The 23,056-nt window shown below is 51.8% G+C and carries 17 protein-coding genes; 10 read left to right on the plus strand and 7 right to left on the minus strand.

Annotation, left to right across the window (positions count from 1 at the left end; genetic code table 11):
• Together GX117_14100 and GX117_14105 are read right to left on the minus strand one after the other, a co-directional pair.
• Positions 1-453 (minus strand): 3-deoxy-7-phosphoheptulonate synthase (locus GX117_14100; GenBank protein NLO34463.1); only part of this gene is annotated, 453 nt, incomplete at its 3' end.
• Between the two features lie 230 nt (positions 454-683).
• Positions 684-3,122 (minus strand): response regulator, encoded by a 2,439-nt coding sequence (locus GX117_14105; GenBank protein NLO34464.1) that lies wholly within the window; start codon positions 3,120-3,122, stop codon positions 684-686.
• Between the two features lie 289 nt (positions 3,123-3,411).
• On the opposite strand from GX117_14105, the gene GX117_14110 reads away from it, so the two are divergent.
• Positions 3,412-5,373 carry a potassium/proton antiporter gene (locus GX117_14110; protein NLO34465.1) on the plus strand — a complete coding sequence of 654 codons (1,962 nt, stop codon included), beginning with the start codon at positions 3,412-3,414 and terminating at the stop codon, positions 5,371-5,373.
• Between the two features lie 47 nt (positions 5,374-5,420).
• On the opposite strand, the gene GX117_14115 is transcribed toward GX117_14110, so the two are convergent.
• On the minus strand, positions 5,421-5,951 hold the full coding sequence (locus GX117_14115; protein ID NLO34466.1) for a hypothetical protein: 531 nt from the start codon (positions 5,949-5,951) through the stop codon (positions 5,421-5,423).
• A gap of 245 nt (positions 5,952-6,196) precedes the next feature.
• Between GX117_14115 and xth the strand changes: the two genes are divergently transcribed.
• The 4 genes from xth to GX117_14135 all read left to right on the plus strand — a co-directional run bounded on the left by xth (position 6,197) and on the right by GX117_14135 (position 10,054).
• A complete protein-coding gene (xth, locus tag GX117_14120) occupies positions 6,197-6,985 on the plus strand; it encodes an exodeoxyribonuclease III (GenBank protein NLO34467.1) in 789 nt (262 codons plus the stop codon).
• Entirely contained in the window at positions 6,985-7,863 is an 879-nt protein-coding gene (locus tag GX117_14125) for a 1-acyl-sn-glycerol-3-phosphate acyltransferase (GenBank protein NLO34468.1), read from the plus strand. Before xth ends, GX117_14125 begins: the two co-directional genes overlap by 1 nt.
• 55 nt (positions 7,864-7,918) lie before the next feature.
• Positions 7,919-8,776 (plus strand): ABC transporter permease, encoded by an 858-nt coding sequence (locus GX117_14130; GenBank protein ID NLO34469.1) that lies wholly within the window; start codon positions 7,919-7,921, stop codon positions 8,774-8,776.
• 81 nt (positions 8,777-8,857) lie between these two features.
• Positions 8,858-10,054 (plus strand): NTP transferase domain-containing protein, encoded by a 1,197-nt coding sequence (locus GX117_14135; protein ID NLO34470.1) that lies wholly within the window; start codon positions 8,858-8,860, stop codon positions 10,052-10,054.
• A 38-nt stretch (positions 10,055-10,092) separates the two neighbouring features.
• On the opposite strand, the gene GX117_14140 is transcribed toward GX117_14135, so the two are convergent.
• Positions 10,093-11,007, minus strand: a complete 915-nt coding sequence (locus GX117_14140; GenBank protein NLO34471.1) for a prolyl oligopeptidase family serine peptidase — start codon at positions 11,005-11,007, stop codon at positions 10,093-10,095.
• A 209-nt stretch (positions 11,008-11,216) separates the two neighbouring features.
• A complete protein-coding gene (locus GX117_14145; protein NLO34472.1) occupies positions 11,217-12,854 on the minus strand; it encodes a sugar isomerase in 1,638 nt (545 codons plus the stop codon).
• A 409-nt stretch (positions 12,855-13,263) separates the two neighbouring features.
• On the opposite strand from GX117_14145, the gene gcvT reads away from it, so the two are divergent.
• The 4 genes from gcvT to GX117_14165 all read left to right on the plus strand — a co-directional run bounded on the left by gcvT (position 13,264) and on the right by GX117_14165 (position 17,691).
• On the plus strand, positions 13,264-14,352 hold the full coding sequence (gcvT, locus tag GX117_14150; protein ID NLO34473.1) for a glycine cleavage system aminomethyltransferase GcvT: 1,089 nt from the start codon (positions 13,264-13,266) through the stop codon (positions 14,350-14,352).
• Positions 14,353-14,372: 20 nt separating this feature from the next.
• On the plus strand, positions 14,373-14,756 hold the full coding sequence (gene gcvH, locus GX117_14155; GenBank protein NLO34474.1) for a glycine cleavage system protein GcvH: 384 nt from the start codon (positions 14,373-14,375) through the stop codon (positions 14,754-14,756).
• A 198-nt stretch (positions 14,757-14,954) separates the two neighbouring features.
• Positions 14,955-16,247, plus strand: coding sequence for an aminomethyl-transferring glycine dehydrogenase subunit GcvPA (locus GX117_14160; GenBank protein ID NLO34475.1), 1,293 nt, complete (start codon positions 14,955-14,957; stop codon positions 16,245-16,247).
• Complete coding sequence (locus GX117_14165) at positions 16,240-17,691, plus strand: aminomethyl-transferring glycine dehydrogenase subunit GcvPB (protein ID NLO34476.1); 1,452 nt, start codon at positions 16,240-16,242, stop codon at positions 17,689-17,691. The genes GX117_14160 and GX117_14165 overlap by 8 nt, the downstream gene beginning before the upstream one ends.
• 49 nt (positions 17,692-17,740) lie before the next feature.
• On the opposite strand, the gene GX117_14170 is transcribed toward GX117_14165, so the two are convergent.
• On the minus strand, positions 17,741-18,904 hold the full coding sequence (locus GX117_14170) for an MFS transporter (protein NLO34477.1): 1,164 nt from the start codon (positions 18,902-18,904) through the stop codon (positions 17,741-17,743).
• Positions 18,905-19,300: 396 nt separating this feature from the next.
• Here GX117_14170 and GX117_14175 point away from each other — a divergent pair, with 396 nt between their 5' ends.
• Positions 19,301-21,232, plus strand: coding sequence for an FAD-dependent oxidoreductase (locus GX117_14175; protein ID NLO34478.1), 1,932 nt, complete (start codon positions 19,301-19,303; stop codon positions 21,230-21,232).
• Positions 21,233-21,242: 10 nt separating this feature from the next.
• On the opposite strand, the gene GX117_14180 is transcribed toward GX117_14175, so the two are convergent.
• Complete coding sequence (locus tag GX117_14180; GenBank protein NLO34479.1) at positions 21,243-23,039, minus strand: carbon starvation protein A; 1,797 nt, start codon at positions 23,037-23,039, stop codon at positions 21,243-21,245.
• Positions 23,040-23,056: the final 17 nt, after the last annotated feature.

Here is a 23,056-nt window from a genome sequence, read left to right on the forward strand (position 1 = left end):
GCGCAGGATACGGAGCCCTTCCATTTCCATACCTTGGAAACTATAGGGGGACGTGCGCGGTTTAAAAGCACCGCCGCGCAAGATGTTGGCGCCCCCGTCCTTCACCGCTTTCGCCGTGGTCAGGATCTGTTCTTCTGATTCGACCGAGCAGGGACCGGCCATCACACAAAAGTGCGGCCCGCCAATCTTGACGTCTCCGCAGGAGATGATGGTGTTTTCCTTTTTAACCTCTCGCCCCGCCAGTTTAAAGGGCTTCAGAACGCGGATCACCTGTTCCACATAGGGAAGCGCCTCAAGAGAGGTGAGCCGTTCTTTTCCGCGTTCATCGCCGACGGCAGCGACAACCGTACGTTCCACACCTTGAATGACGTGGGCTTGATAGCCCAGATCTTCAACGCGTGAAACAACATGGTCAACATTTTCTTGATTCGATGATGAGAGTACAATAATCATGAGATGAGCAAGTCCTTCGTTGTCTGAAATTCTTGTCCCGCGCCCTGTCTACAGTATACACTTTTTCAGCTATACAATTAAACTGAAACCCGCCGGACGGGGGCAGGCAGACTCAAGCTTCCGCTGCAAGCATTTCCCAAAAAGAAGGGGCTCTGCCCCGTTTTCTCGGAAAAATAGGCTATAAAAACAGGGAAATAGGGCGCTCTGCAGGGAACGTCCCGTCGCGAGGTTCATGGATTGGATGGTTTATCGACAACACCGCGAGAATTGTTCAGAACCTTGTGGATTGCATCAACAAGATCTTTAATAATGATCGGTTTGAGTACAAGATCACGGATGCCGACGCTATCAAGCGTATCATGTTCGACTTGGTCGCAGAAACCGGTAAAAAGGATGATAGGCAAATGGTGGGCGTGTTGATGAATTTCTTGGGCAAGTTGGATTCCCGTCATCCCGGGCATAATCTGGTCCAAAATAACCAGATCGAATTTGTCTATATCCTGTAGAAAGAGACGCATCGCTTGACTGGCGCCCTGACAGGTCGTGACGGTGAATCCATAGCGAGGCAGCGCTGATTCCGCAAAACGCAGGACAGTGCAATCATCATCGACAAAAAGAATATGAGCGGAGCAGTTCTTCAGAGGTTCTACAAGGGAGGTGCTTTCTGTTTGAACGCCGGAGATACGGGGCAAAAAGACGTCGAATCGGGAGCCCGATTTCAGTTTGCTCTTTACCGTAATAACGCCGCCATGATTGGTAATGATACCGTGTGCCATGGCAAGCCCCATACCGGTTCCTACGCCGGGATCTCTGGTCGTAAAAAAAGGATCGAAAATACGTGTTCGCACGGATTCAGACATGCCATGCCCTGTATCCGCAATAGAAAGCTGCACATAAGAACCGGGCGTGGTTCCCGGAAAAGAAAGAGAATCCTTTTCGGTCAAATTCCGATCCTGTATCTTGATTTTGATGGTCCCTACCGCTGTACCAATGGCCTGAACCGCATTTATAATGATATTGGTGATTACTTGATAAAGTTGTGAAGAATTCGCTAGGACGATGCCGGAATTCGTGTCGATTGATTCTGTGACCGTGATCGTGTCGGGAATCGTGGAGCGCAAAAGTTTCAGTACATTGCGAGCGATAATATGCAAATAAATGGGGGATCGTTCTTGATCCGACTGACGGCTGAACGCGAGAATCTGGCGCACCAGCTCTTTGGCGCGGTTGGCTGCCGCTAAGACTTCTGTCAAGTCTTCATGGATAAAAGAGCCTTGCTCGACTTCTTGCAAGGCGAGATCTGTGAGCCCGATAATACCTGCCAACATATTGTTAAAATCATGGGCAATGCCGCCGGCGAGAACGCCTAAACTTTCCAAGCGCTGCGTATGACGGACTTTGTTCTCCAAGTGTTGGCGCTGTTTTTCCGAGGCAACACGAAGGGTCACATCTTTCATTGTGCCCAAGATCCGGTCGCCCTTACCCGATTCGTCGGGCAACACAATACCGCGATCTTCTATATAGTGGATAGCTCCCGATTTATGGACAATGCCGTATTGCACTTCATATTTATTCAGATGCTTAATGGCGTTGTTGATAGTGCCGATAACTCGTTGGTAATCTGCGGGAAGAATCCGTTCCCGCCAGCCCTTGAGTCCCTGACGCGTCACGAGTTGAGGGGAATCGCCGCAAATCTCTTGTGTCGCCCCCTCCACAATCATTTGCCGGGTTTTCAAAAAGCCATCGTAGACGATAAGTCCCGTATAAGAGGCAATGGAGTTAAAACCAATATTGCTTTGATCGTTTTCTTTCTTCGGCGCCTCATCTTTCAAGAGGTGAACGAGTAGGATGACCCGGTAAAATTCATCGTCCAGATCAAAGGCGCGCGCCACCACTTCCACAGGCATCTTGATACCGTCGCGGCAGGTCATCATGGTCTCAAAGTGGAATTTTCGCAGTTTGAAAAGGTTTTTGATGGATCCCGAAACTTTTTTCGTATTGCTAAAAGAAAATAATTGACGTAAAGAAATATGCCGCTTCTGATATCGGGTATAGCCGAAACAGCGTGACGCCGCTTCGTTCAAAGTTTCAAGGCTGCCCTTTTCACCGGAAGCATCGACTTTCAGCACCAAAACGGCATCGCTGCAGGCGTTCAACAAAAAGTGATACATTTCTTCACATCGGTGCAGCGAACGCGCATGGGCGGCCACCATGTCCACAAGCCGTTCCCCGGCAGACGGAGGATTGCTGTGCAGCGCGTGGGCGTGTATGAGTTCGGTCAATGCGGAAAAGAGTGTTTTCGGTGTTCGTTTCGCCACATGAACATGTGAATATTGAGTGGTACGCAGTTCCTGACGTAAGTGGGGAACCTGCTCCGGTTTAGCAAAAAGTAACAGTGGGATTTGGTGGCGTTCGCTGGCGTCACATAATTTTACAGGCAGTTTAGGCGCCTTTTTAGTGCCCACCAATTCATAGAGCACGCAATCCATGGTTTTGTGTTTCATGGAACGGATCAAAAGGCTTTGGTTGCTCAATTCTTCGATGACAAGATTGACGGAAGCATTGTTTGCTTCCTGAACCAGGGCGTCCATGATTGTCTTGGACACGCGGCAGCAGATAATAATGGTCTTTTGTTTTGATGTATTTGTGTTGTCCACAGTTTTAACCACACAATGAATGTTCCTGCGCCTGAAATCATGACCCGGGCTCTCTAGCGCGCTATCCACAAACTATGATGGTAACTTAAAAAGTGCAGCTAGTCAATTTCGGAAAGGCAGCCTGTGTTGCCGGCTGTTATTAAAAACAGTGTAGGCTCAGGTAGAATATTGTTATATAATTCAAATTGAGGTCGGGCGCTGTCTTGCGCCGGACCAACGAATCTATTTTACCACGTTTTGCCACGCTTGTCTTTTTCAAGATAGGGCGTCTATGTCCTTTCTTGGTAGGTGTACTCCATTGATGCTCAGTCCTTCGCTTATACTTCTCATCACGGGATTCTTGGTGTTGACCAGTATTCTTGCCAGCCGTGCGTCTGACCGTTTGGGCGTGCCTGCGCTCATTGTATTTCTGTGTATAGGCATGCTGGCAGGTGAAGATGGGCTGGGCCGTATTCAATTCGATAATGCGCAGGCGGCCAACTTTGTGGGGACACTCGCCCTCGCCTATATCCTCTTTTCCGGTGGACTTGATACCAATTGGCGCATCGTTAAATCGGTGGCCGTGCCCAGCATCATTTTGGCAACCTTCGGCGTGTTTATAACTGCCGCGCTGGTTGCTCTTTTTTCATGCTATGTTCTGGGCTTGGATTTCCTGACCAGCGTCTTGCTGGGCTCCATTATTTCTTCCACCGACGCTGCCGCCGTCTTCTCTATTTTACGAAGCAAAGGCGTTTCCTTAAAAGGGCAATTGCAGCCCCTTTTAGAGTTTGAATCGGGCAGTAATGATCCGATGGCGGTCTTCTTAACCCTCGGCGCAACCCAAGCTATCACCCTGTCCAATTTTCATTGGTCTCAACTGATCCCTCAATTTTTTCTCAGCACATTTTGCGGCTTATTCGTGGGCATCGCAGTGGGGAAAATTGCCGTTTTTTTGTTCAACCGCATGAAAATGGAACATGATGGGCTTTATCCCGTGCTCAGCATGAGCTTGGTCTTGCTCACCTTTGGCGCGGCGGAGCAATTAAAAGGAAGTGGTTTCCTCGCCGTCTACCTCTGCGGCATCATCTTGAACGGTTCTGACTTCGCTTTCAAGCGTTCTGTGGAAAGGTTTCATGATGGGCTCGCGTGGCTGATGCAAATCATGATGTTCCTTGCCTTGGGCTTGTTGATCACGCCGTCCAAGTTGTCCGGCATTGCGGTGACGGGTATCTGCGTGACGCTCTTCCTCATGTTTGTTGCACGACCCGCCGCAGTTCTCCTGTGCATGCTCAAAAGTTCCTTCTCCGGCAGAGAGCGCATGTTGATTTCATGGACCGGATTGCGCGGTGCCGTACCTATTGTATTGGCGACTTTCCCCTTGCTGGCCGGCTATGAGGAAGCAGGTCTGCTTTTTAATATCGTCTTTTTTATCGTATTGACTTCGGTCCTGGTTCAGGGTACCTTTCTGATGCCGGTGGCACGCTTCTTTAAAGTAGATAAGCCCATTGAAAATCAACCCATCTATTCTCTGGAAATCGCAAGAAACGGACAGACCCAGGGTGAAACTCGGGAGATCCAAATCTTGCCGAACATGGCGGCTGCAGGCAAGGTCATTGCTGATTTGTTGCTGCCCGCCGATGTGTTGGTCTTGCTCATTGGCAGAGGCGAAGAATTTGTGGTGCCCCGAGGCATGACCCGTGTGGAGCCTTACGACACCCTGCTGTTGATTGGCCGTGCGAAATCTTTGCATGACGCCGCCGAATCGCTCACCTCACCCACACCGCCCAAGTATCCGAAAATACCGGATGATCCCATGACCACACTGCCCATGACTACCAATGCCAATGATCTGATGCGTCAAGTGGTGGTGGTCGGTTACGGCGGCGTGGGCAAGCGTATCAGCGATATCTTGAAAAAGCACAACGTTCCGTTTGTGATTGCAGAAGAGGACCGCGAAATTGTCGAGCAGCTGCGCAAACAAGGGTATCTTGCCGTGGTCGGCGATGCCTCTTCTTCCATGGTCTTGGCGCAGGCTCATGTGGCGCGTGCCTCTGTGCTGGTCATAACCACGCCTGACGCCCTGAAAGCACTGCAAATGATCGAAACAGCACGCCTCTTAAATGCGGATATCGACATCATTGTCCGCGCGCAAAGTGATATGGAAGCTTCACTCTTCGCCAAGGAAAAAGTGAATAAAATCTTGGTTGCTGAAGATGAGTTGGCACACAACATTACCGACAGCATCCTCCACAAAGTACCCCAAAGCGATAGTGAAGAAGTCTAGGCCGTGTACAGGGAAAAGGACGTCGGCCCTTTCTCACAGAGGCAGTCCTACAACAAAGGTTTCTTCAGTTCTGTCTTGGGATTTACACCGTCATCAAGGAAGACCTTCACACCTGAAGGACGGACCCAAACTATGTTCACCGTATAGTTGCAGTTGTTCATGGTGAAGGGCATGGTAAGTTCTGCCGTGCCCGATACGCCGACGAGACCGCCCAAATTCAGCGAACGGGTTAGTTGGTACTTCCAAAGTGCGCCTGTAGGCTGCATGTAGTTACCGTAGAGGGTAATATTCTGCGGGCGTACTTGCGCCGCGCCGACGAAGGTGCAGCCGTCTTCGAAATTCACCGTAGTTTCCGCGCCCGTGGCCGTGTCGGGATAGGCGAGGAAATGTTGCTCCACATAGTGCGGATATTGAAAGTAAAAGCTGAGTGTTTCATGATCCCATTTGTTGGAATGTAATTCCACGATACCCTCAATCTCGGTGTAATAGACACGCTCTTTGGTCAGGTAGCGGTAAAGAGGAATGGCCGCAGCCAACACAAGTACTACGAGAAGAATATAACCAATTGCTTTGTTCATACCGGAATTCCTTGTGTACTGTGATCATTAGACCTTGCGCGTGCAAGACTTAAATGCGGACAAGCCGGTTTCCGCCGGCGCCGTCACTCTAATCTCCATTATAGGCTACTTTTGAAAGCTGTGAAAAATAAATATGTCTCCTTCCTAATAATCAGTCAGGGCACAGCGTTTATTAGCCTGCTCACTTATGGTATCATTTTGTTTAAGGATTAACTGTTTTATGTAATACCATGGGAAAGGAAAAAATGACTGTACTGTATTGCTGGAATGTCAATGGATTGCGGGCTGTAATTAAAAATGGTTTTTTAGATTGGTTTAACACCCTTCAGCCGCACACCCTGTGTTTGCAGGAGACCCGCTTGTTGCCCGAAGAAGTGCCGACCGCCTTATTGGAGACGGAGGGTTATCATTTCTATTGGAATCCTGCGGAAAAGCGCGGGTACAGCGGTACGGCAACCTTTACCAAAGCCGAAGCGGATAACGTAACCACACTGGGTGTTCCCGAATTCGACAAAGAGGGCCGCGCCCAATTTTTGCATTACAAAGACTACGTATTGGTCAACACCTATTGGCCCAACAGCCAGGAAGAACGGAAACGGCTGCCCTACAAACTCGACTTTTGCGTATGTATTGGAGAGGCCTTAGATAGTCTCGTGCAAAAAGGGAAGAACGTGATCCTTTGCGGCGATTACAATATTGCCCATACCGAAATTGATCTTGCCCGTCCCAAGCAAAATGAAAACAGTGCAGGCTATTATATTGAAGAGCGGGAAGCCATGACTGAATTTCTTGCCCGCGGTTATGAGGATCTCTATCGCAATCGCTATCCCGATAAGGTAGGCTACACATGGTGGTCTTATCGCTCCGGCGCACGGAAAAGAAACATTGGCTGGCGCATCGATTATTTTTGTGTGAACACGGCCTTTCAAGATCAAGTGGAAGATACCGCCATTCGTGATGATGTTTTTGGTTCTGACCACTGCCCGCTGTCGCTCACGCTAAAATCGGCTACGCCCTCCAAAGGAAAAAAGTGATGCCCTCCCATACACGTGCCATAGTCCGTGTTTTTTTGCTTGTTCTTTTTTCCTTAATTATGTTGATCTTCCGCTTGTTGTTTTGGCCTGTTGCCAAGGTATCGCCGAAGACAGATCGACGCTACCGACGTTTCCTGTTGAAGAACTGGGCGCGCGTCTATGCCCGTATTGCGGGAATACGTATTGTCTGTGAGGGTCAGGCACCGAAGCCGCCCTTCTTCCTCGTTATGAATCATCTCTCCTATTTCGATATGCTCGTTTTGGCACGGGAGACGGGCTGCGTCTTTGTATCACGCGAAGATGTGGCTGACTGGCCCGTATTTGGCTTTATCGCCAAATCGCTCTACATCATTTTCATTAATCGCGCCTTAAAACGGGACACAGTCCGCGTCAATTCTTTGATTATCAAAACCATTGAAGAAGGGGACGGCATCGCTATCTTTCCGGAAGGAGCCGTGTCCTGCGGTATGACCGTTGAAGCCTTTAAGTCACCGCTCCTCCAATCGGCTATCGACCTGAATATCCCTGTCCATTATGCCGCACTCAGTTATCATTGTGCTGACCCCATGCCCGTGGAAGGCGAACTCGTCAGTTGGTGGCGGCCCATCCCTTTTTACGTTCATCAGTACCGATTCCTAAAGCATCCCGGCGCCACGGCGACAATCCGTTTCGGCGAGGAAGCTCTTTTCGATACAGACCGAAAAGTGTTGACACGGCGGCTTCATGAAGGTGTTCTCGCTCTGTTTACGCCGTTGCGTATGGCGGCGGAGGTCTACGCAGAAGATGATTTCCCCGTGTCGACGGAAGAAGCGGAGGCGCCCGATTGTATCGCCCACGGTGAAGCGCTGCCCGAGTCCTTGTCCTTGGATCCTCGCTAAAGCCGCTGCTCCTGCTGTTTTACCGTCTTTACAGCCTTATGATATTATAGCGCCCATGATGCATACCCCTGTATATGACAGCCGCTGCGAAGGCAGTTTTCTCCGTTTACCCCGCGATCTGATCCGCGCCAGAGAACTGTTGATATCATTGGTTTGGAAAGATTTGCGCGTGCGCTATCGCTACGCTGTTATGGGTTTTTTGTGGGCAATCATTGAGCCTCTCGCCTTCACGCTCATCCTGAGTTTTGTCTTCTCTTTTGTCTTCGGTCAGCGCATTGCTTCCGACGCCGGAAGTGCCGGTCCGCCTTATGCCGTTGTGCTCCTTTGCGGTCTGATTTTCTGGCAATATTTTTCCCTCTCCTTGACTTCCGCCACTACCTCGGTAGTGACCAATGGAAACCTCATCAAGAAGGTGCGCTTTGCCCGTGAGGTCATACCCATATCTGCTTGTTGTATGCCCTTGGTGCAACTGGGGTTGGGTTTTATCATGCTCATCATAGCCCACCTGATCATGGGCGGCAATCTTGGATTCACTATTCTTTACGTCCTTCCCCTTTTTGCAATCCAATTCATATTAACTCTTGGGCTCGCTTTGTTCCTTGCCTGTTTTCATGTCCATTATCGGGATGTGGGCAATCTCGTCAATGTATTACTGCTCTTGTTTTTTTACGGTACTCCCGTATTCTATCCCCTTGAACTGGTGCGTTCCGCGCCATTGCCCCAGTGGATCAAAACCCTATACATGGCAAATCCCATGACAGGGCTCTTGACCGGCTATAGACAGATACTGTTTGAGCAGCGCTTTCCGGAAACGGCGTTGATCCTGTGGCCCCTTCTTTGTGCTGTCGCCGCCATCCTCACAGGCAGTTGGCTCTTCAGGCGATTCTCCACCACCATGGCGGATTATATCTAAGGGAAAAAAAAGACCAGGGCGGGCAACGATACGAACTGTGAAGAATTGAATGTAAAGCCCTAAGCATGGAAAGGAATTACAATGCAGGCAGTGATTATGGCAGCGGGAAAATCGACACGAACATGGCCGCTTACGCTGACCCGGCCGAAACCGCTCCTTCCTGTCATGAATACGCCGCTCATGGCGCATCAATTAACCTCCTTGGAGGGTATCGTAGATGAGGTGATCCTTATCACCGGATACTTGGGCGACATGATCCACAATCGCTTTGGCGAAAGCTTCCACAATATACGCTTGCGCTATGTGGAGCAAACCGAACAGCACGGTACCGGTCACGCAGTCCAACAAGCAGAGCCGGCGGTCAACGGTCCCTTTATCGTCCTGAATGGAGATGACCTTTATGATCCTGAAGATTTGAAACGGCTCGCTAGCCGACCCGGTCAGGTATTGGTTCGGGAAGTGGATCAACCGGAACGCTTCGGCATTTTTGAGATTGACGAGCAGAATCGCGCCCTATCCTTGGAAGAGAAGCCGGAGAAACCGCGAACGCGGCTCGCCAATCTCGGCGCCTACTCTTTCGGGACTGATGTCTTCCGCCATATCGAAAAAATAGAGCCTTCCCCCCGCGGCGAAATCGAAGTGACCGACGCGCTCAAGATGATGATAGAAGACAATGCCTTACACGTGGTTCTTTCCCAAGGCTATTATCTGACCATTGGCTACGCGTGGCATTTACTGGAAGCAAACCATTATTGGCTTGATCATTTCCTGAGCCCGCAGCAGCAGGGAACGCTGAGTCCTCGCGCCGAAATCATAGGCAATGTTCATATCGGCAGAGGGACCCAAGTGCGTTCCGGCGTGGTTATTGAGGGACCGGTCTACATCGGCGAAGAATGCACCATCGGCCCGAACGCTTGGATACGCCCCCATACAACCATAGGCGACGGTTGTCATATCGGGCAGGCTTGTGAGATTAAGGCGTCCATCCTCTTCGATCATGTCTTCGCATCCCACCAAAATTATGTGGGTGACAGTATTATCGGTGCCCATACCAATCTTGGCTGTGGAACGAATATTGCCAATGTGCGCCACGACGGCGCGCCTATACGCTGTCTCGTTCGCGATGAATTGATTGATACAGGGAGAGTCAAGTTGGGCGCAATCATTGGGGATCATGTGCATACAGGTGTAAACACCGCCATTTATCCGGGCCGCAACCTCTCGCCCCATAGCACTACCTTGCCGGGCTGCACCGTTCGTTTCGACACAAACGAATAGGGCAAGTCTTTTGAAAAAAACAAGGCTATTCTATTCCTTCACGCGGCTTCTTCAAGGCTTTCTTGCGTCGCGGGAGCGGCGTCTGTGTGGAAAACTTCATCTAGAAAATCCAGCACCACTTCTTTGTATTCCTCGGGGTATTTCCACAAGAACATCCAGTGCCCGGCGCCCTTGAAAAAATGAAGCCGTTTTAAAGGTGCTGAGCAAGCGTCAAAAATTGACTGCGTCTCTTGCACGGGAATTTCCTTTTCCGAGTCTCCTGCGAGGATGAGCGTGGGCGTTGTGGTCATGCCGACAAAGTCAACCGGCCGCATACGCCAAGGCGGCGAATTAGCGATTACCGCGAAGAGCAGATAAAAAGGATAGGCAATAAAATGGGGTGTATGATACATGGCAAGGCGATTGCGCACCGCATTTTTAAAAGTGTCATAACTGGATTCGAGAACGACAAAAGAAAGATCCGGCAAGTCAGGCAGGGCGAAACTGATGGCTGCCGCGCCCAGCGAAATGCCGTCAGCGCCAATGTGTGTGTATCCTCGTTCTTTAAGAAATTCGTAACAGGCGATTACATCTTTACGTTCCTGCCAACCTACCGTCACTTTGCCCTCATTGCTTTTGCCCGAGCCGCGCAGGTCGGGCATGAGTACACTAAAACCCTGTTCAAGGTAAAAAACGGCATGGGAGCGGCACGCGTTACGGTTGCTGTTAATACCCGCCAAGAGGATGACAGCCCGATCCTCTGAACCGGCAATATACCATGCGGAGAGTTTGATCCCGTCGGAAGCGCTGATCGTAACCGCAGCAAGGGGATGCCCTTCCAAGTAGTCGGGATCTTCAAAGTCTGTAAGCCGTTGGCGAACTGTCTGCGTGACACTGCTGACAGCAACGACCGCCCAAAGTAGGAAAAAGATGCCGACGCACAGTACAACCGCCCATTTTAAGAATCTACGCACTGCTCTTTCCTTTCGCTGCCCTCTTAGCTATGCCCTTCACGATGTTTTACAATCTCTGCTATGAGACTCAGGAAAAGCTTGGGAGGTTTACTCTATATCTGCTTCCCGCATATCAAAATGTTCAGGTAGATTGAAGGCAGGCGTCAAAGTACGCATAGACGGGGAACACGGAACGTCCCCGGCGGACAATGATTTTGAACAGGCTTTTTCTATGCGGAGATGTTCAGCCAGCCTACCTTCGCTTTGTTCAAAGCATATCCCACTTCTTGCAAATAATTTCCATAACAAGACATGCAATGGAAACCGCGTTTTTCCTGAAGCAGTCGGTTGCCGTCGCCGTTGATGCGTAAATTTATTTGGCTGGTACAGATATCAAGTTCCGGATTATCCAGTACCGTTGCCTCATAGCCGAGCCACCGCTCGCTGGCGAAATCAGGAGCGAGCATGGTCATATTTTGACCGGTTCTGAAAGCTACTTTAGGTGCGACACCGTAATCGGATTCGAAGTGGGTGCGCACGTGCATGCTCTCCAGATTTACGCCGTCCATTTTTCGCGGAGCCGTGCAATGGGCGACCGTAATGGTGTTGTTGTGGGGGAAGGTCGGGTTGCATAAGAAGACGGGTTTGCCGCTAATATAATGGAGCAGGATGCCCGAGGGAATCACAGCGAAATCGGATTCGCAAAAGGCAAGCCCCCCTTCATCGTTGATCAAGGTCAGGCTAAGGCAGGCGGTAGTCTCGGACATGGTGATGATCGTGCCCATACATTCGCTTACCGTGATGGCGTCCGTCTCATTCTCTTCCATAAGATCACGGAATACTTCGGTCAGCAGAAAGGCTTTTTCCGCAAAGGTGTACATTTCTGCCAGCGTATCCGGTGAGCCTGCTCCGGCGATCAGTTCCGCTGTGGTGAGCTGCTGCTGACGGGGGAGCAGTGTGATGCCCGGTTGTTGCAAGTATTCCCGAGCTAAATCGTTGCATTGCTTCACGAGGGCAGCGTTGGCGCGGGCGGCTTGTATCCGTTGACCCATCTCATCGTAAGGAATCTCTGCATATTCCAAGCCCCACAATTCTTGTGCCCGTTTCGGCGCCTCGCTCCCGCGGCCCTTGTCCCAGCCGATGGCGGCACCAATGGCGACCACACGTTTGCCACGGATATTCTTGAGTCCGTGCAGCGCCCGCAAGCGCCACAGTACTTCGTCGTAGTCGTCGACCACAACATCCCCGTAATCCATGCCGCCGGTACCCTGAGGCGCGTCCGTTTCCCGCCTAAAAAAGCGCGGATGGACAATTTCAAACCACAAGTAGGCTGGGCCGCTGTTATGGCGGACAAACATGAGATTATATTTGTTGGGATCGGCCAGTGCTAACATTAAACCGGTACTGCCGCCGGCACCGAAAATGAGAACACCATCATGATCTTCGGCGGCGATCGTCCGCGCTTCTTCCACAGAAGAGGCGGATTTCAACGGCAGCATTTCCAGCAGGAAATCGGCTTTTGCCGTCATGGCATCAAGTTCACTTCGTATTTTAACACGTTCAGCTTCCACATGGGATTCTGTAATGAGTCCGCCCCAGCCGCGCCAAGAGGTAGCATCCTGATAGCTGGCGATGGCATAGGCTAAAACCTGTTGTTTACGCAGTGCCTTGTCCTGTTTTAAGACGCGCCGCGGTAAGGTATCGGCAAAGGCGGTGCTGCCGCCCAAATGGTGCAGCAGTGCCCCTCCCAAGGCGGCGGCTCCCGTGCCGGCAATGAATTGGCGTCGGCTGAATTCAGGCGCTCTCGTGCCGCAGCAACCGGAACAATGGTGAGAATGGGAATGCCCGTGTTCTTCAGAATGACTCATGCAAGTATCCTTTCGCTTGTTCGTGCCTTATGCAAAACATTCTATCATAACCACACAAAATAATCGTGATCTACAAGGGATAAATTATTGAGTAGACGAGGCTGCAGCAACACGAAATGATGTCCATACTATTTTTATAAAAGCCGTACTTATTCAGATGATTGATCCCCAATGCAGGCTATGGAGCGCCTGTCGCCGCGCTCTTTTATTCGATACCGGACAAGACCTATTGCCGGGAAAGAACTTGCTTTTTTAGGCGCGATATGTCATCATATGGAGTGATAACCTGTCGTGACTGGCGAGTAGAGGCGTGGACTTAACCACGGTGGAGCGGCAGGCATAAGTCTGGCCGATCGCCTGGGCGTATGACACGCGAAACTCAAGTAAAACACACATAAAAAGGTGCGCCATGTTATACACGCCTTTACACGAAGCATACGAACAGGATGGGGGAAAGGTCGTCGATTTCTACGGATGGGCACTGCCTGTGCAGTTCCGTGGAATCATGGAGGAACACCGTCACGTCCGCGAACAAGCAGGTATTTTTGACTGCTCTCACATGGGCGAATTCCTCATACGCGGCGCCGAAAATATACAAAAGTTCAGCGACCTAGTGATCGGCGACATGACGAAGCTCGCCTTGGGAAGATGCCGCTATACGGCGTTGCTTAACGAGGCGGGAGGAATCATTGATGACGGCGTCGCGCTGAGACTGGACGAGGAAACGCTTTTCGTGGTCACCAACGCAGGTACCTTAGAGCGGGTGGGCAAGCATCTCGCCGCTTTCGTGTCCGGCGTTGAAAATGTCTCAGACAGCACCGCGAAAATCGATGTGCAGGGGCCTATGGCACCGCAAGTGATGGCTGCCGTTGGTTTTGAAGGTGTCGAGCGCATGTCCTTTTGGGCAGGCGGCACTTTCCTTTGGAAAGGTGTTGAGATGATTGTCACCCGCGCCGGCTATACCGGTGAGCTGGGCTATGAAATATTTGTGCCCAAGGCTGAGGCGTTGTCGCTGTGGAATCTGTTGCGGCAGCAGCCTGAAGTGCTTCCTTGCGGCTTGGGCGCACGGGATACGCTGCGCATGGAAATGGGCTATGCTCTGAGCGGTCAAGATCTGAACGAAACACGTACGCCTCTCGAGGCGGGTCTGGATCGCTTTATTGCTTGGGATACCTCTTTTCCCGGCAAAGAGATTTTGGAAAAACAACGGAACCAACAGGACTACAAGGTCATGGTTCCGCTGCGCAGCAATGACCGCCGCGCGCCTCGTCACGGTTTTGAGTTGCGTCTGAATGGACAAAGCGTCGGCGAAGTTACCAGCGGCACTTTCGCGCCCAGTCTAAGTTGTGGCATTGGCTTGGGCTATATTCCCATCGCCATGGTCAGTACAGGATTGGAGCTCGAAGCGGGCCCTCGATCTTTACCTTTAGTGGTGGAAACAGCGCCTCTCTACAAAGAGGGGACGGGACGTAATCGTATTGAAATCCAAAAACCTTAAGCATTGTGGAGAATGAACAAATGAATCCGGATACACTGAGATACACCGAAGAACATGAGTGGATTGTCGAACAACGTGGATTATATGTGATCGGTATCACTGAATATGCGGTAGAAGAATTAGGCGAAATCACCTTTGTAGAATTGCCCGAAGTGGGACGCCATTTGGAAGTGGGCGAAGATGCTGCAGTCATCGAATCGGTCAAAGCGGCAAGTGATATCTTTGCACCCGTCTCCGGCGTCGTCGCTGAAGTCAATGATGCCCTGGAGATGGAGCCGGATCTCATCAACCGTGATCCTTACGGTAAAGGTTGGATTCTCAAACTCAAAGATGTATCGGAAGAAGAATACAACGAACTCATGGATGCGCGCTCTTATCGCGGCTATATGAAGACGGTGGAATAGTCGTCGCTCTGTCCGTGCCGTCTTTTTGCCACCCCTCTCATGACTATGTGCAAAAGGGCTGTTGCAGACACGCCCTTTAGACCGTTAGTGTTATATATTCCCAAAAGAGATGAAGCCTATCCTTCCCTTTCTTCACAGGAGCAAGTCTTCATCTTCAATCAGCCCTGCCGGTATACCGGTAAAAGTTGAGGTATTATCATGGACTGGATTCCGGTTACTTCTGCCGACGAACAGGACATGCTCCGTATCGCCGGTGCCGCGTCCATCGAGGGATTTTTTGAAATAATCCCTGAGGCGCTCCGTTTAAAAGAATGGAGCCTGCCCGAGGGACTCAGTGAATTTGGGTTGCGCCGTCACCTCGAGAGGATGGCAGAAAAGAATTGCACGCAATACCTATCCTTTTTAGGCGGCGGTTATTATGATCATTATATCCCCGCGGCCGTGGATGCACTCGCAGCGCGCAGCGAATTCTATACGGCGTACACGCCCTACCAGCCCGAGTGTGCGCAAGGAACACTGCAGGCGATCTATGAATATCAATCCGTTATTTGCAGATTGACGGATATGGAATGCGCCAATGCCTCGCTCTATGACGGGGGCACCGCCGTGTTTGAAGCTGTGTCTATGGCGTGCCGTGTGACGGGCCGACGCAAAGCCCTTATTCATCCGTCGCTCCACCCCGTATGGCGTCAAATGCTGGAAACCCATCTCGCGGGCTCACCCATACAGCTTGTTGATGGAGAGCATGCCGACGCAGAGACTGCTTGTGTCGTAGCCCAGAATCCGGCATTCTTGGGAGATATCCATGACTTCACCGAACACGCCGATCAATGCCATGAAAAGGGCGCGTTACTCGTTATGGCGGTAAACCCCATATCCTTGGGCATCGTGAAGACGCCCGGCGCCATGGGAGCCGATATCGTCGTTGCAGAAGGACAGAGCCTGGGTTTGCCCTTGGGCTTTGGCGGCCCCTATTTGGGCATTTTAGCGGCAAAGAAAAAACATATCCGAAAGATGCCCGGAAGAATTGCTGCAGCAACCACCGACACGGAGGGCAGACGAGGCTATGTGTTGACCTTGCAGGCGCGCGAACAACATATCCGCCGAGAAAAAGCACTCTCAAATATTTGTTCTAACCAAGCTTTGTGCGCCTTGCGTGCCTTGATCCATTTATGTTTGCTGGGCAAGCGCGGCCTTGAAGAGACCGCAAAGAGCTGTTTCTCTAAAAGCGAATATCTGAAAGGGCAGCTCGATTTTCTAAGTCTGCTTAATAAGGGAGCCACCTTTAATGAATTTGCGGTGCGCCTGCCCCTTCCTGCCGAACAAGTATGTGCTGCCATGGCGAAGCGCGGCTTCCTCGCCGGCTTGCCCCTCGCCGAATTGGGGCGGGGTGAAGCCGAGGATCTGCTCATCGCCGTCACCGAAAAACGCAGTCGTGAAGAATTGGATTATTTCGTGAAAGAATTGCGGGAGGTCTGTACCCATGTCTAAAACTATTTTTGAAGCTTCCGTTGCCGGCCGTTTTGCCGTACTTCCCGACACCCTTGATGTGCCTGAAGCGGTGCTGCCCGAGTCCTTGCGCCGAGACACCCCTCTTGCCCTGCCCGAAATGAGTGAACTCGATGTGATCCGCCACTTCACCCGTTTGTCCCAAAAGAATTTTGGCGTAGATTCTCAGTTCTATCCTTTGGGCTCGTGTACCATGAAATACAATCCGAAGATCGCCGAAGTAGTCGGCGCATTGCCGGGATTTTCTAATGTTCACCCTCAGCAGGGCTCTTTTGAAGTCTACTTAAAAAGTTGTCAGGGCGCGCTGGAACTTGTCTACGAGCTTGAACAGTTGTTGGCAGAAATTGGCGGTATGAGCGCCGGGTCTTTGCAGCCCATGGCGGGCGCGCACGGAGAATTGACCGGTGTGTTGCTCATCGCTGCCTATCATCGCGACCGCGGAGACACAGGCCGAGATACTATATTGATTCCTGACTCCGCACATGGAACCAATCCCGCCAGTGCTGCCATTGCAGGATTTAAAGTCGAGACCTTACCTTCCAACAAAGATGGCGTCGTCGATTTGGATGCCTTCAAAGCCTTGCTCGGGCCCCACGTGGCGGGAGTTATGCTTACCTGTCCCAATACGCACGGCGTCTTTGAACCGGATGTGGCGCGTGTCGCCGCCCTCGCCCATGAAGCGGGCGCCCTTATGTATTATGACGGCGCTAATCTCAACGCCATTGTCGGACGCTGCCGGCCCGGAGAGATGGGCTTTGATGTGATGCATTATAACCTGCACAAAACCTTTGGAACCCCCCACGGCATGGGCGGGCCCGGTTCAGGTGCTATTGCTGTAGGCGAGAAATTGCGCCCGTACCTGCCCGGACCGCGCGTTGTCAAAGAAGATTCTTGTTTCTCTTTGCGGTCGCCGGAAAAGAGCATTGGCAAGATCACGCCCTTTTTCGGAAGTTTTCTCGTAGGGCTCCGCGCCTATGCCTATATACGCGGACTCGGCACAGAGGGATTAAAGCGTGTAAGCGCCTATGCCGTACTCAACGCGAACTATGTATTGGCACGGCTTCGTGAAACCTTGCCCGCCGCCTATGAAGGTCTGTGTATGCACGAATGTTTGCTCACGGCTGAAAAGCTGACAACCGATAAAGGCGTGCGTGCGCTGGACATGGCGAAAGCCTTGCTGGATCGGGGCTTCCATGCGCCGACCGTCTATTTCCCGCTCACCGTAAAAGAATGTCTCATGATTGAACCGACAGAGACCGAATCCCGAGAGACTCTTGACGCTTTCTGTGAGGCGATACGTGAAATTGTGGCGCTCGCAGAGACCGACCCGGAGGCGCTGCACAAAGCGCCGCAGCATCTGCCGGTAGGGCGCTTGGATGAAGTCAAAGCAGCCCGTGATCTTAATTGTGCCGACCTGCCGCTATGAGCGTAACGCTGCCCTAAATCAACAACAAGGACGGGTATCAGCATCACGGTCAGCAGTGATGACGCTGACGCTTTTCCACAGCAACCGCGGCGAGCACTAAAAGCGTGAGGAACACGGGCGCGCCCGTGGCACTTACAACGCCAATGGAAAGAGTACTTGCGTTGGCAACAGTGCCGATGATCCACGGCATGGCAAGGCTGCCTATATTACCTGCGGCGGTCAATACGGCAAAAAGAGAGGCGCCGCCCAAGGGGAAGAGATTCGCCCCGTCGCTGATGCAGGTCGGCCATAATACGCTGCAGCCGAATCCGGTCAATACACAAGCTGTCAAGGCGACGGCGGGCGTGGAGAAAGGACCTGCGCACAAGAGCAGCACAGCGCTCACAATTCCTGAAATGATCAATAACGTTGAGGCGCGCAGATGGCTCAATCGATAACTGGTCAAGAGACGGCCTCCCGCCATACCTAAAGAAAAGAGGATGAGCGCAAAAGCACCGACGAATTTGCTGTATCCCAGCTCCAGTTCCGCATAGGCGGGAAGCCATTGCATCATCCCTGTTTCTGTAGCTCCCGCCAAAGCCATCAGCGTAAGGGCGAGCAGGAAGCGGGGCCGACGCAACAATACCCGTAAGCCCTCCCTGCTTTGTTGCGGATGGATCAGCGCGGGCAGTGGAACCACGGCGAAAGCAACGAGCAGCAGCAAGGGAAAGATGGCGAGGGTGCCCGCCATAAAACGCCAAGACAGTCCCGTATGGAGACCGCCGGACACAGCCAGTACCGTCAAAATGCCGCCGATACAAAAATACGCGTGGAGCCGATTCAAGGCGGCAGTACGACGATGAGTATTGACGGCGGCAACGAGGGGGCCCATCGACATATCGAGGATACCGGCGCCGCTTCCCGAGACGATACCCGCCAGCAGCAAGGTTTCATAGCGTTGCGCCAAGGCAACCAGCACCAGACCCACCGCGCTGACCGCCATTCCGGCGACGGCAAACAAGCGTACACCGAACCGATCAGCCAAGGGACCGGTCACTACGATGCCGAAAATAATACCGGCAAACATCAGCGCCGGGATACGGCCCAATTGCTCCTCATTCAATCCGCCGAAATCAACACCGAAGATAGTCAGGTAGAGTGGATAAAGATTGATTACAATGGCGACACAAATCATACCGCCATGGCAGAGGCTGACAAGATAAGGGGATTTCAAAGGACACCTCGTACAAAGTGAATGACATGGGTTTGACAAACATTTTTATCGGACAGAGGCAAGAAAAAACTGCTGGTAGTGTGCCTTAAGCTCGGTTCATGTTGCAAGTCAAATCACAAATCTTGAAGCGAAGGAAAAAAGAACACCCCCTCCGTTAGAACGTTTTCTATCGACCGTGTTCCGAGAGTCTGGCAAAACCGACAGCTAAGCCCGACAAAAGACAGCTTTATTTTCATTTCCTTCATGATTAAATTTGCGTTCCTTTCTAATTCATGATATATAGTACTTCGGATGCGTTGTGTTAACCCCAGTCTTTTTGTTGCTTGAGAGCACTACATTATTTGAAGAAAGAACCTATCCATGACCAAAGAGACCCCTCGTAATCGTCGTGATTTTATGAAGTCGCTGGGCAGTGTGGGAGCCCTGTCGACCTATTCCCTTGCCGTGTTCCTGCCCAAAGTGCACGCAGAGGAGACCGAATTTGTAAAACCGGATTTTGATGTTCTCACCACAGCCACGGCGCCCTCGGAAGAAGCGAATATGACCACCGTCGACTTGGCCTGTGATTTTCTGGTTGCAGGCGGCGGTATGGCCGGCGTCTGCGCAGCGTTGGCCGCTGCCCGTCATGGTGCGAAGGTTGTATTAGTACAAAACCGCTCCCGGTTGGGCGGTAACGCCAGCAGCGAAGTGCGCATGCACATTGTAGGCGCGAACCATCACAAAGGACATCCCGGTTGGCGGGAGGGCGGCTTATTAGAAGAATTGCGGATTGAAGATGCCGTGCGCAATCACCACTGGTCTTGGGAGCTGTGGGATTTCATGCTCTACGACAAAGTCGTGTCTGAACCTAATATTACGCTGCTTTTGGATAGCTCTGTCTATGCCGTTGAAATGGAAGACGACCGCATTCACCGGGTCTGGGCGCGCAATGATTTGACCGAATGTATTTACCGCATCCGTGCAGCCCTTTATGCCGATTGCACCGGTGATTGTCGCTTGGGACTTGAGGCAGGCGCAGTTTTTCGAACGGGACACGAAGCGCAAGATCAATACCAAGAATCACTTGCCCCGCTCACAGCCGGGCCGGAAACCATGGGCAGCAGTATCCTCTTCACCGCCAAAGATTACGGCTATCCCATTCCTTTTACGCCGCCGAAGTGGGCACAAAAAATAACCAAAGAACAGCTGCGCCTGCGACGCATACGTTCTTGGGAGTACGGCTATTGGTGGATCGAATGGGGCGGCAATTTGGACGCCATTAAAGACAACGAAAAGATTCGTTTTGAATTGCTGTCCATTTTGATGGGAGTCTGGGATTACATCAAGAATTCCGGTGAACATCCGGACAGCGCTACGTGGGGCATGGACTGGGTGGGCATGATTCCCGGCAAACGGGCGAGCCGCCGCCTCATCGGTCCGCATATTCTTACACAAGCCGATCTCGAATCGAAAAACGGCGACTTTGAAGATGCCGTTGCCATTGGCGGCTGGCCCTTCGACAATCATACCCCCGGAGGCTTTTATGATTCAGACCGCAAACCGTCAGATTCGACGAATTTAACGGAAGTGTATAACATACCCCTGCGCGCCTTGTATTCGGTTAATGTGCCGAACTTGTTCATGGCAGGCCGCAATATCAGTGCCTCCCACGTTGCGATGACTTCCACTCGGGTCATGGGCACCTGCGCTGTGGAAGGTCAAGCCATAGGCACAGCCGCCGCAGTCTGCACGAAAAAAGACATTCTGCCTCAGGGCCTCTATGACGATAAGGCATTGCTGAAAGCGTATCAACAACAACTGCTGCGTGATGATCAGACCATCAAAAATATGAAGAATGAAGATCCCCATGATTTGGCTCGGAAGGCTTCGGAAGTGCGCGCTTCAGGCGAATCGGAAGGAAGCAAAGCCGCTAATATTCTTAGTGGTGAAGTGCGCGATACACCGGGTGAGTGCGATCATCGTTGGTTTGGACCCATGACGGATGAGGGCGCGTGGATCGAATTGCATTGGACGAATAAGCAAGAAATTTCTGAAGTGCAATTATGCTTTGATACGGATTTCTACCGGGAGCTGTCCCTGTCGGAACAAAGCAGTGTGCAAAAAGATCAGGTACGGGGCCCGCAGCCGGAAACGGTGCGCGATTATAAAGTGCTCTATCGCGACTCGGCAAAGGACAGCTGGCAGCCTGTGGTGGAGATTACAGGCAATTATGAACGGCTGCGCAGGCATCGTTTTACTCCAATACACACCGACGCGCTGCGTTTAGAGATTACGGCGACCAACGGCGTGCCTGAGGCGCGGCTCTACGAAATTCGATGCTACGCCTGATCCTGTCGTCTTAGGCGCTTACCCTGTCGGCTGATGAAGCGGCGGCATCCATGCTTTGTGCTTCCGCGGCGGCACGCTGCGGGACAGTGCGCCACGCGATGACCGCCTCAATAAGCATCCAGATTTGCAGGAGCAAAATAGCAATACTGAAGCCGACCAAAAGATAATTCTGCTTTGCCCAAAAGTCGGCTAGTTGAAGTACAATCGCCCATGCCGGCATGACCAGCATGAGTATAAGGGGCAACACTGCAAAAAATACGGGTTTCTTTACCCAACGCAAATAGAAAATAACCACCATGAGGGCGAGTCCCGCCAACAATTGATTGGTCGCGCCGAATAGGGGCCATAACAGCAACCCGCCCGAGCCGGGGCCTTGGGGACCGGGCATAAAGGCGAGCACGGCGGCTGTCCCAACAGCGACCAAGGTGGCAACATATTTATTGCCTAAGGCTTTCACATTTACGGCGCTGCCGATTTCTTGAATAACGTAGCGGTTGAGCCGGGTTGAGGTATCAATGGAAGTCATGGCAAAACCGGCAATCATGACAGCAACCACACCGCAGGCAAGTTCGCGGGGAATGCCGAGCGACGCGATTAAATTGCCGGCGCCCTGCACAAATACAGCGATGGTTTGGGCAAGGCTCATCTTGTCCCAGCCGACGCCATAGTAATGGAGGAAGGCCGCTGATCCGGTGAGCGTTTCACCGTCCACTTTCACCAACATGCCAATACCGGCAACACAGCTGAAGATGACCAAAATGGCGAGCATCGCCTCCACCAACATGGAACCGTAACCTATAAAATGCGCGTCGGATTCCCGATCGATTTGTTTGGAGGAGGTGCCCGAAGAGACGACGGAATGGAAACCGGACACGGCGCCGCAAGCAATAGTAATGAATAAGAAGGGCATGATGGGCGGGGCACCGGCGCCGGCACTGCCCACTACTTTCGTGACAATAGGCGGCGCGGCGACAAACAAGCCTGCCATCAGCGCGCCAAGAGCCACGTATAGCTGCAGGGCGCTGATATAGTCGCGCGGCTGCAGCAACAGCCACACAGGCAGTACGCTGGCGATAAAACAATAGAGGAGAATGAATACGGTCCAGAAGCCCACCGACGAATGAAGCGATTCCATTAAGGATGCACCTTCTCCCGGAAAAAGCGGGAAGGGGAGTGACAGCGGTAAATGGTAAACGCCCAGATACACGGTAAAATATAAGAGGAAAAGGGCGATGATGGAAGGGATCGCCAAAGGAAGCTTCGTTTTATAAATTAATAGACCAATCACTACGGCGAGGGGCATGGCAAACCAAACGGAAAACACCGATTCCGGGTAGATGGAAAATAAGGTGGCAATGACCAATCCAAAAACAGCTACCACCAGGGTCAGCGTAAAAAAGAGGATACTCAAAAATAATAAGCGGCACCGTTTGCTCACCATCTTGCCGGAAACATCGCCAATAGACTGACCCCGGTGACGGATAGACACGACTAAGGTTCCGAAGTCATGAACAGCCCCCACAAAAATAGAACCGAATACAACCCAGAGCAAGGCAGGCAGCCAGCCCCATAGAACAGCGATGGCAGGCCCTACAATGGGGCCGGTACCGGCGATGGATGAAAAGTGGTGGCCAAACAAAACTGCCGGTTTGGTCGCCACATAATCTTTGCCGTCGGCAAGCGTGTGGGAGGGGGTGGGGGTGACGGGGTTTAAAGAAAATATTTTCCGAGCCAGCCAGCGGCCATAGCTGTGGTAGGCGACAATAAACCCAAAGAAAGACGCGACAGCAATCAGAATCGTAGTCATAACCGGCTATCCTTTTC

Source organism: Candidatus Hydrogenedentota bacterium (assembly GCA_012523015.1).
Lineage (GTDB): Bacteria > Hydrogenedentota > Hydrogenedentia > Hydrogenedentales > CAITNO01 > JAAYBJ01.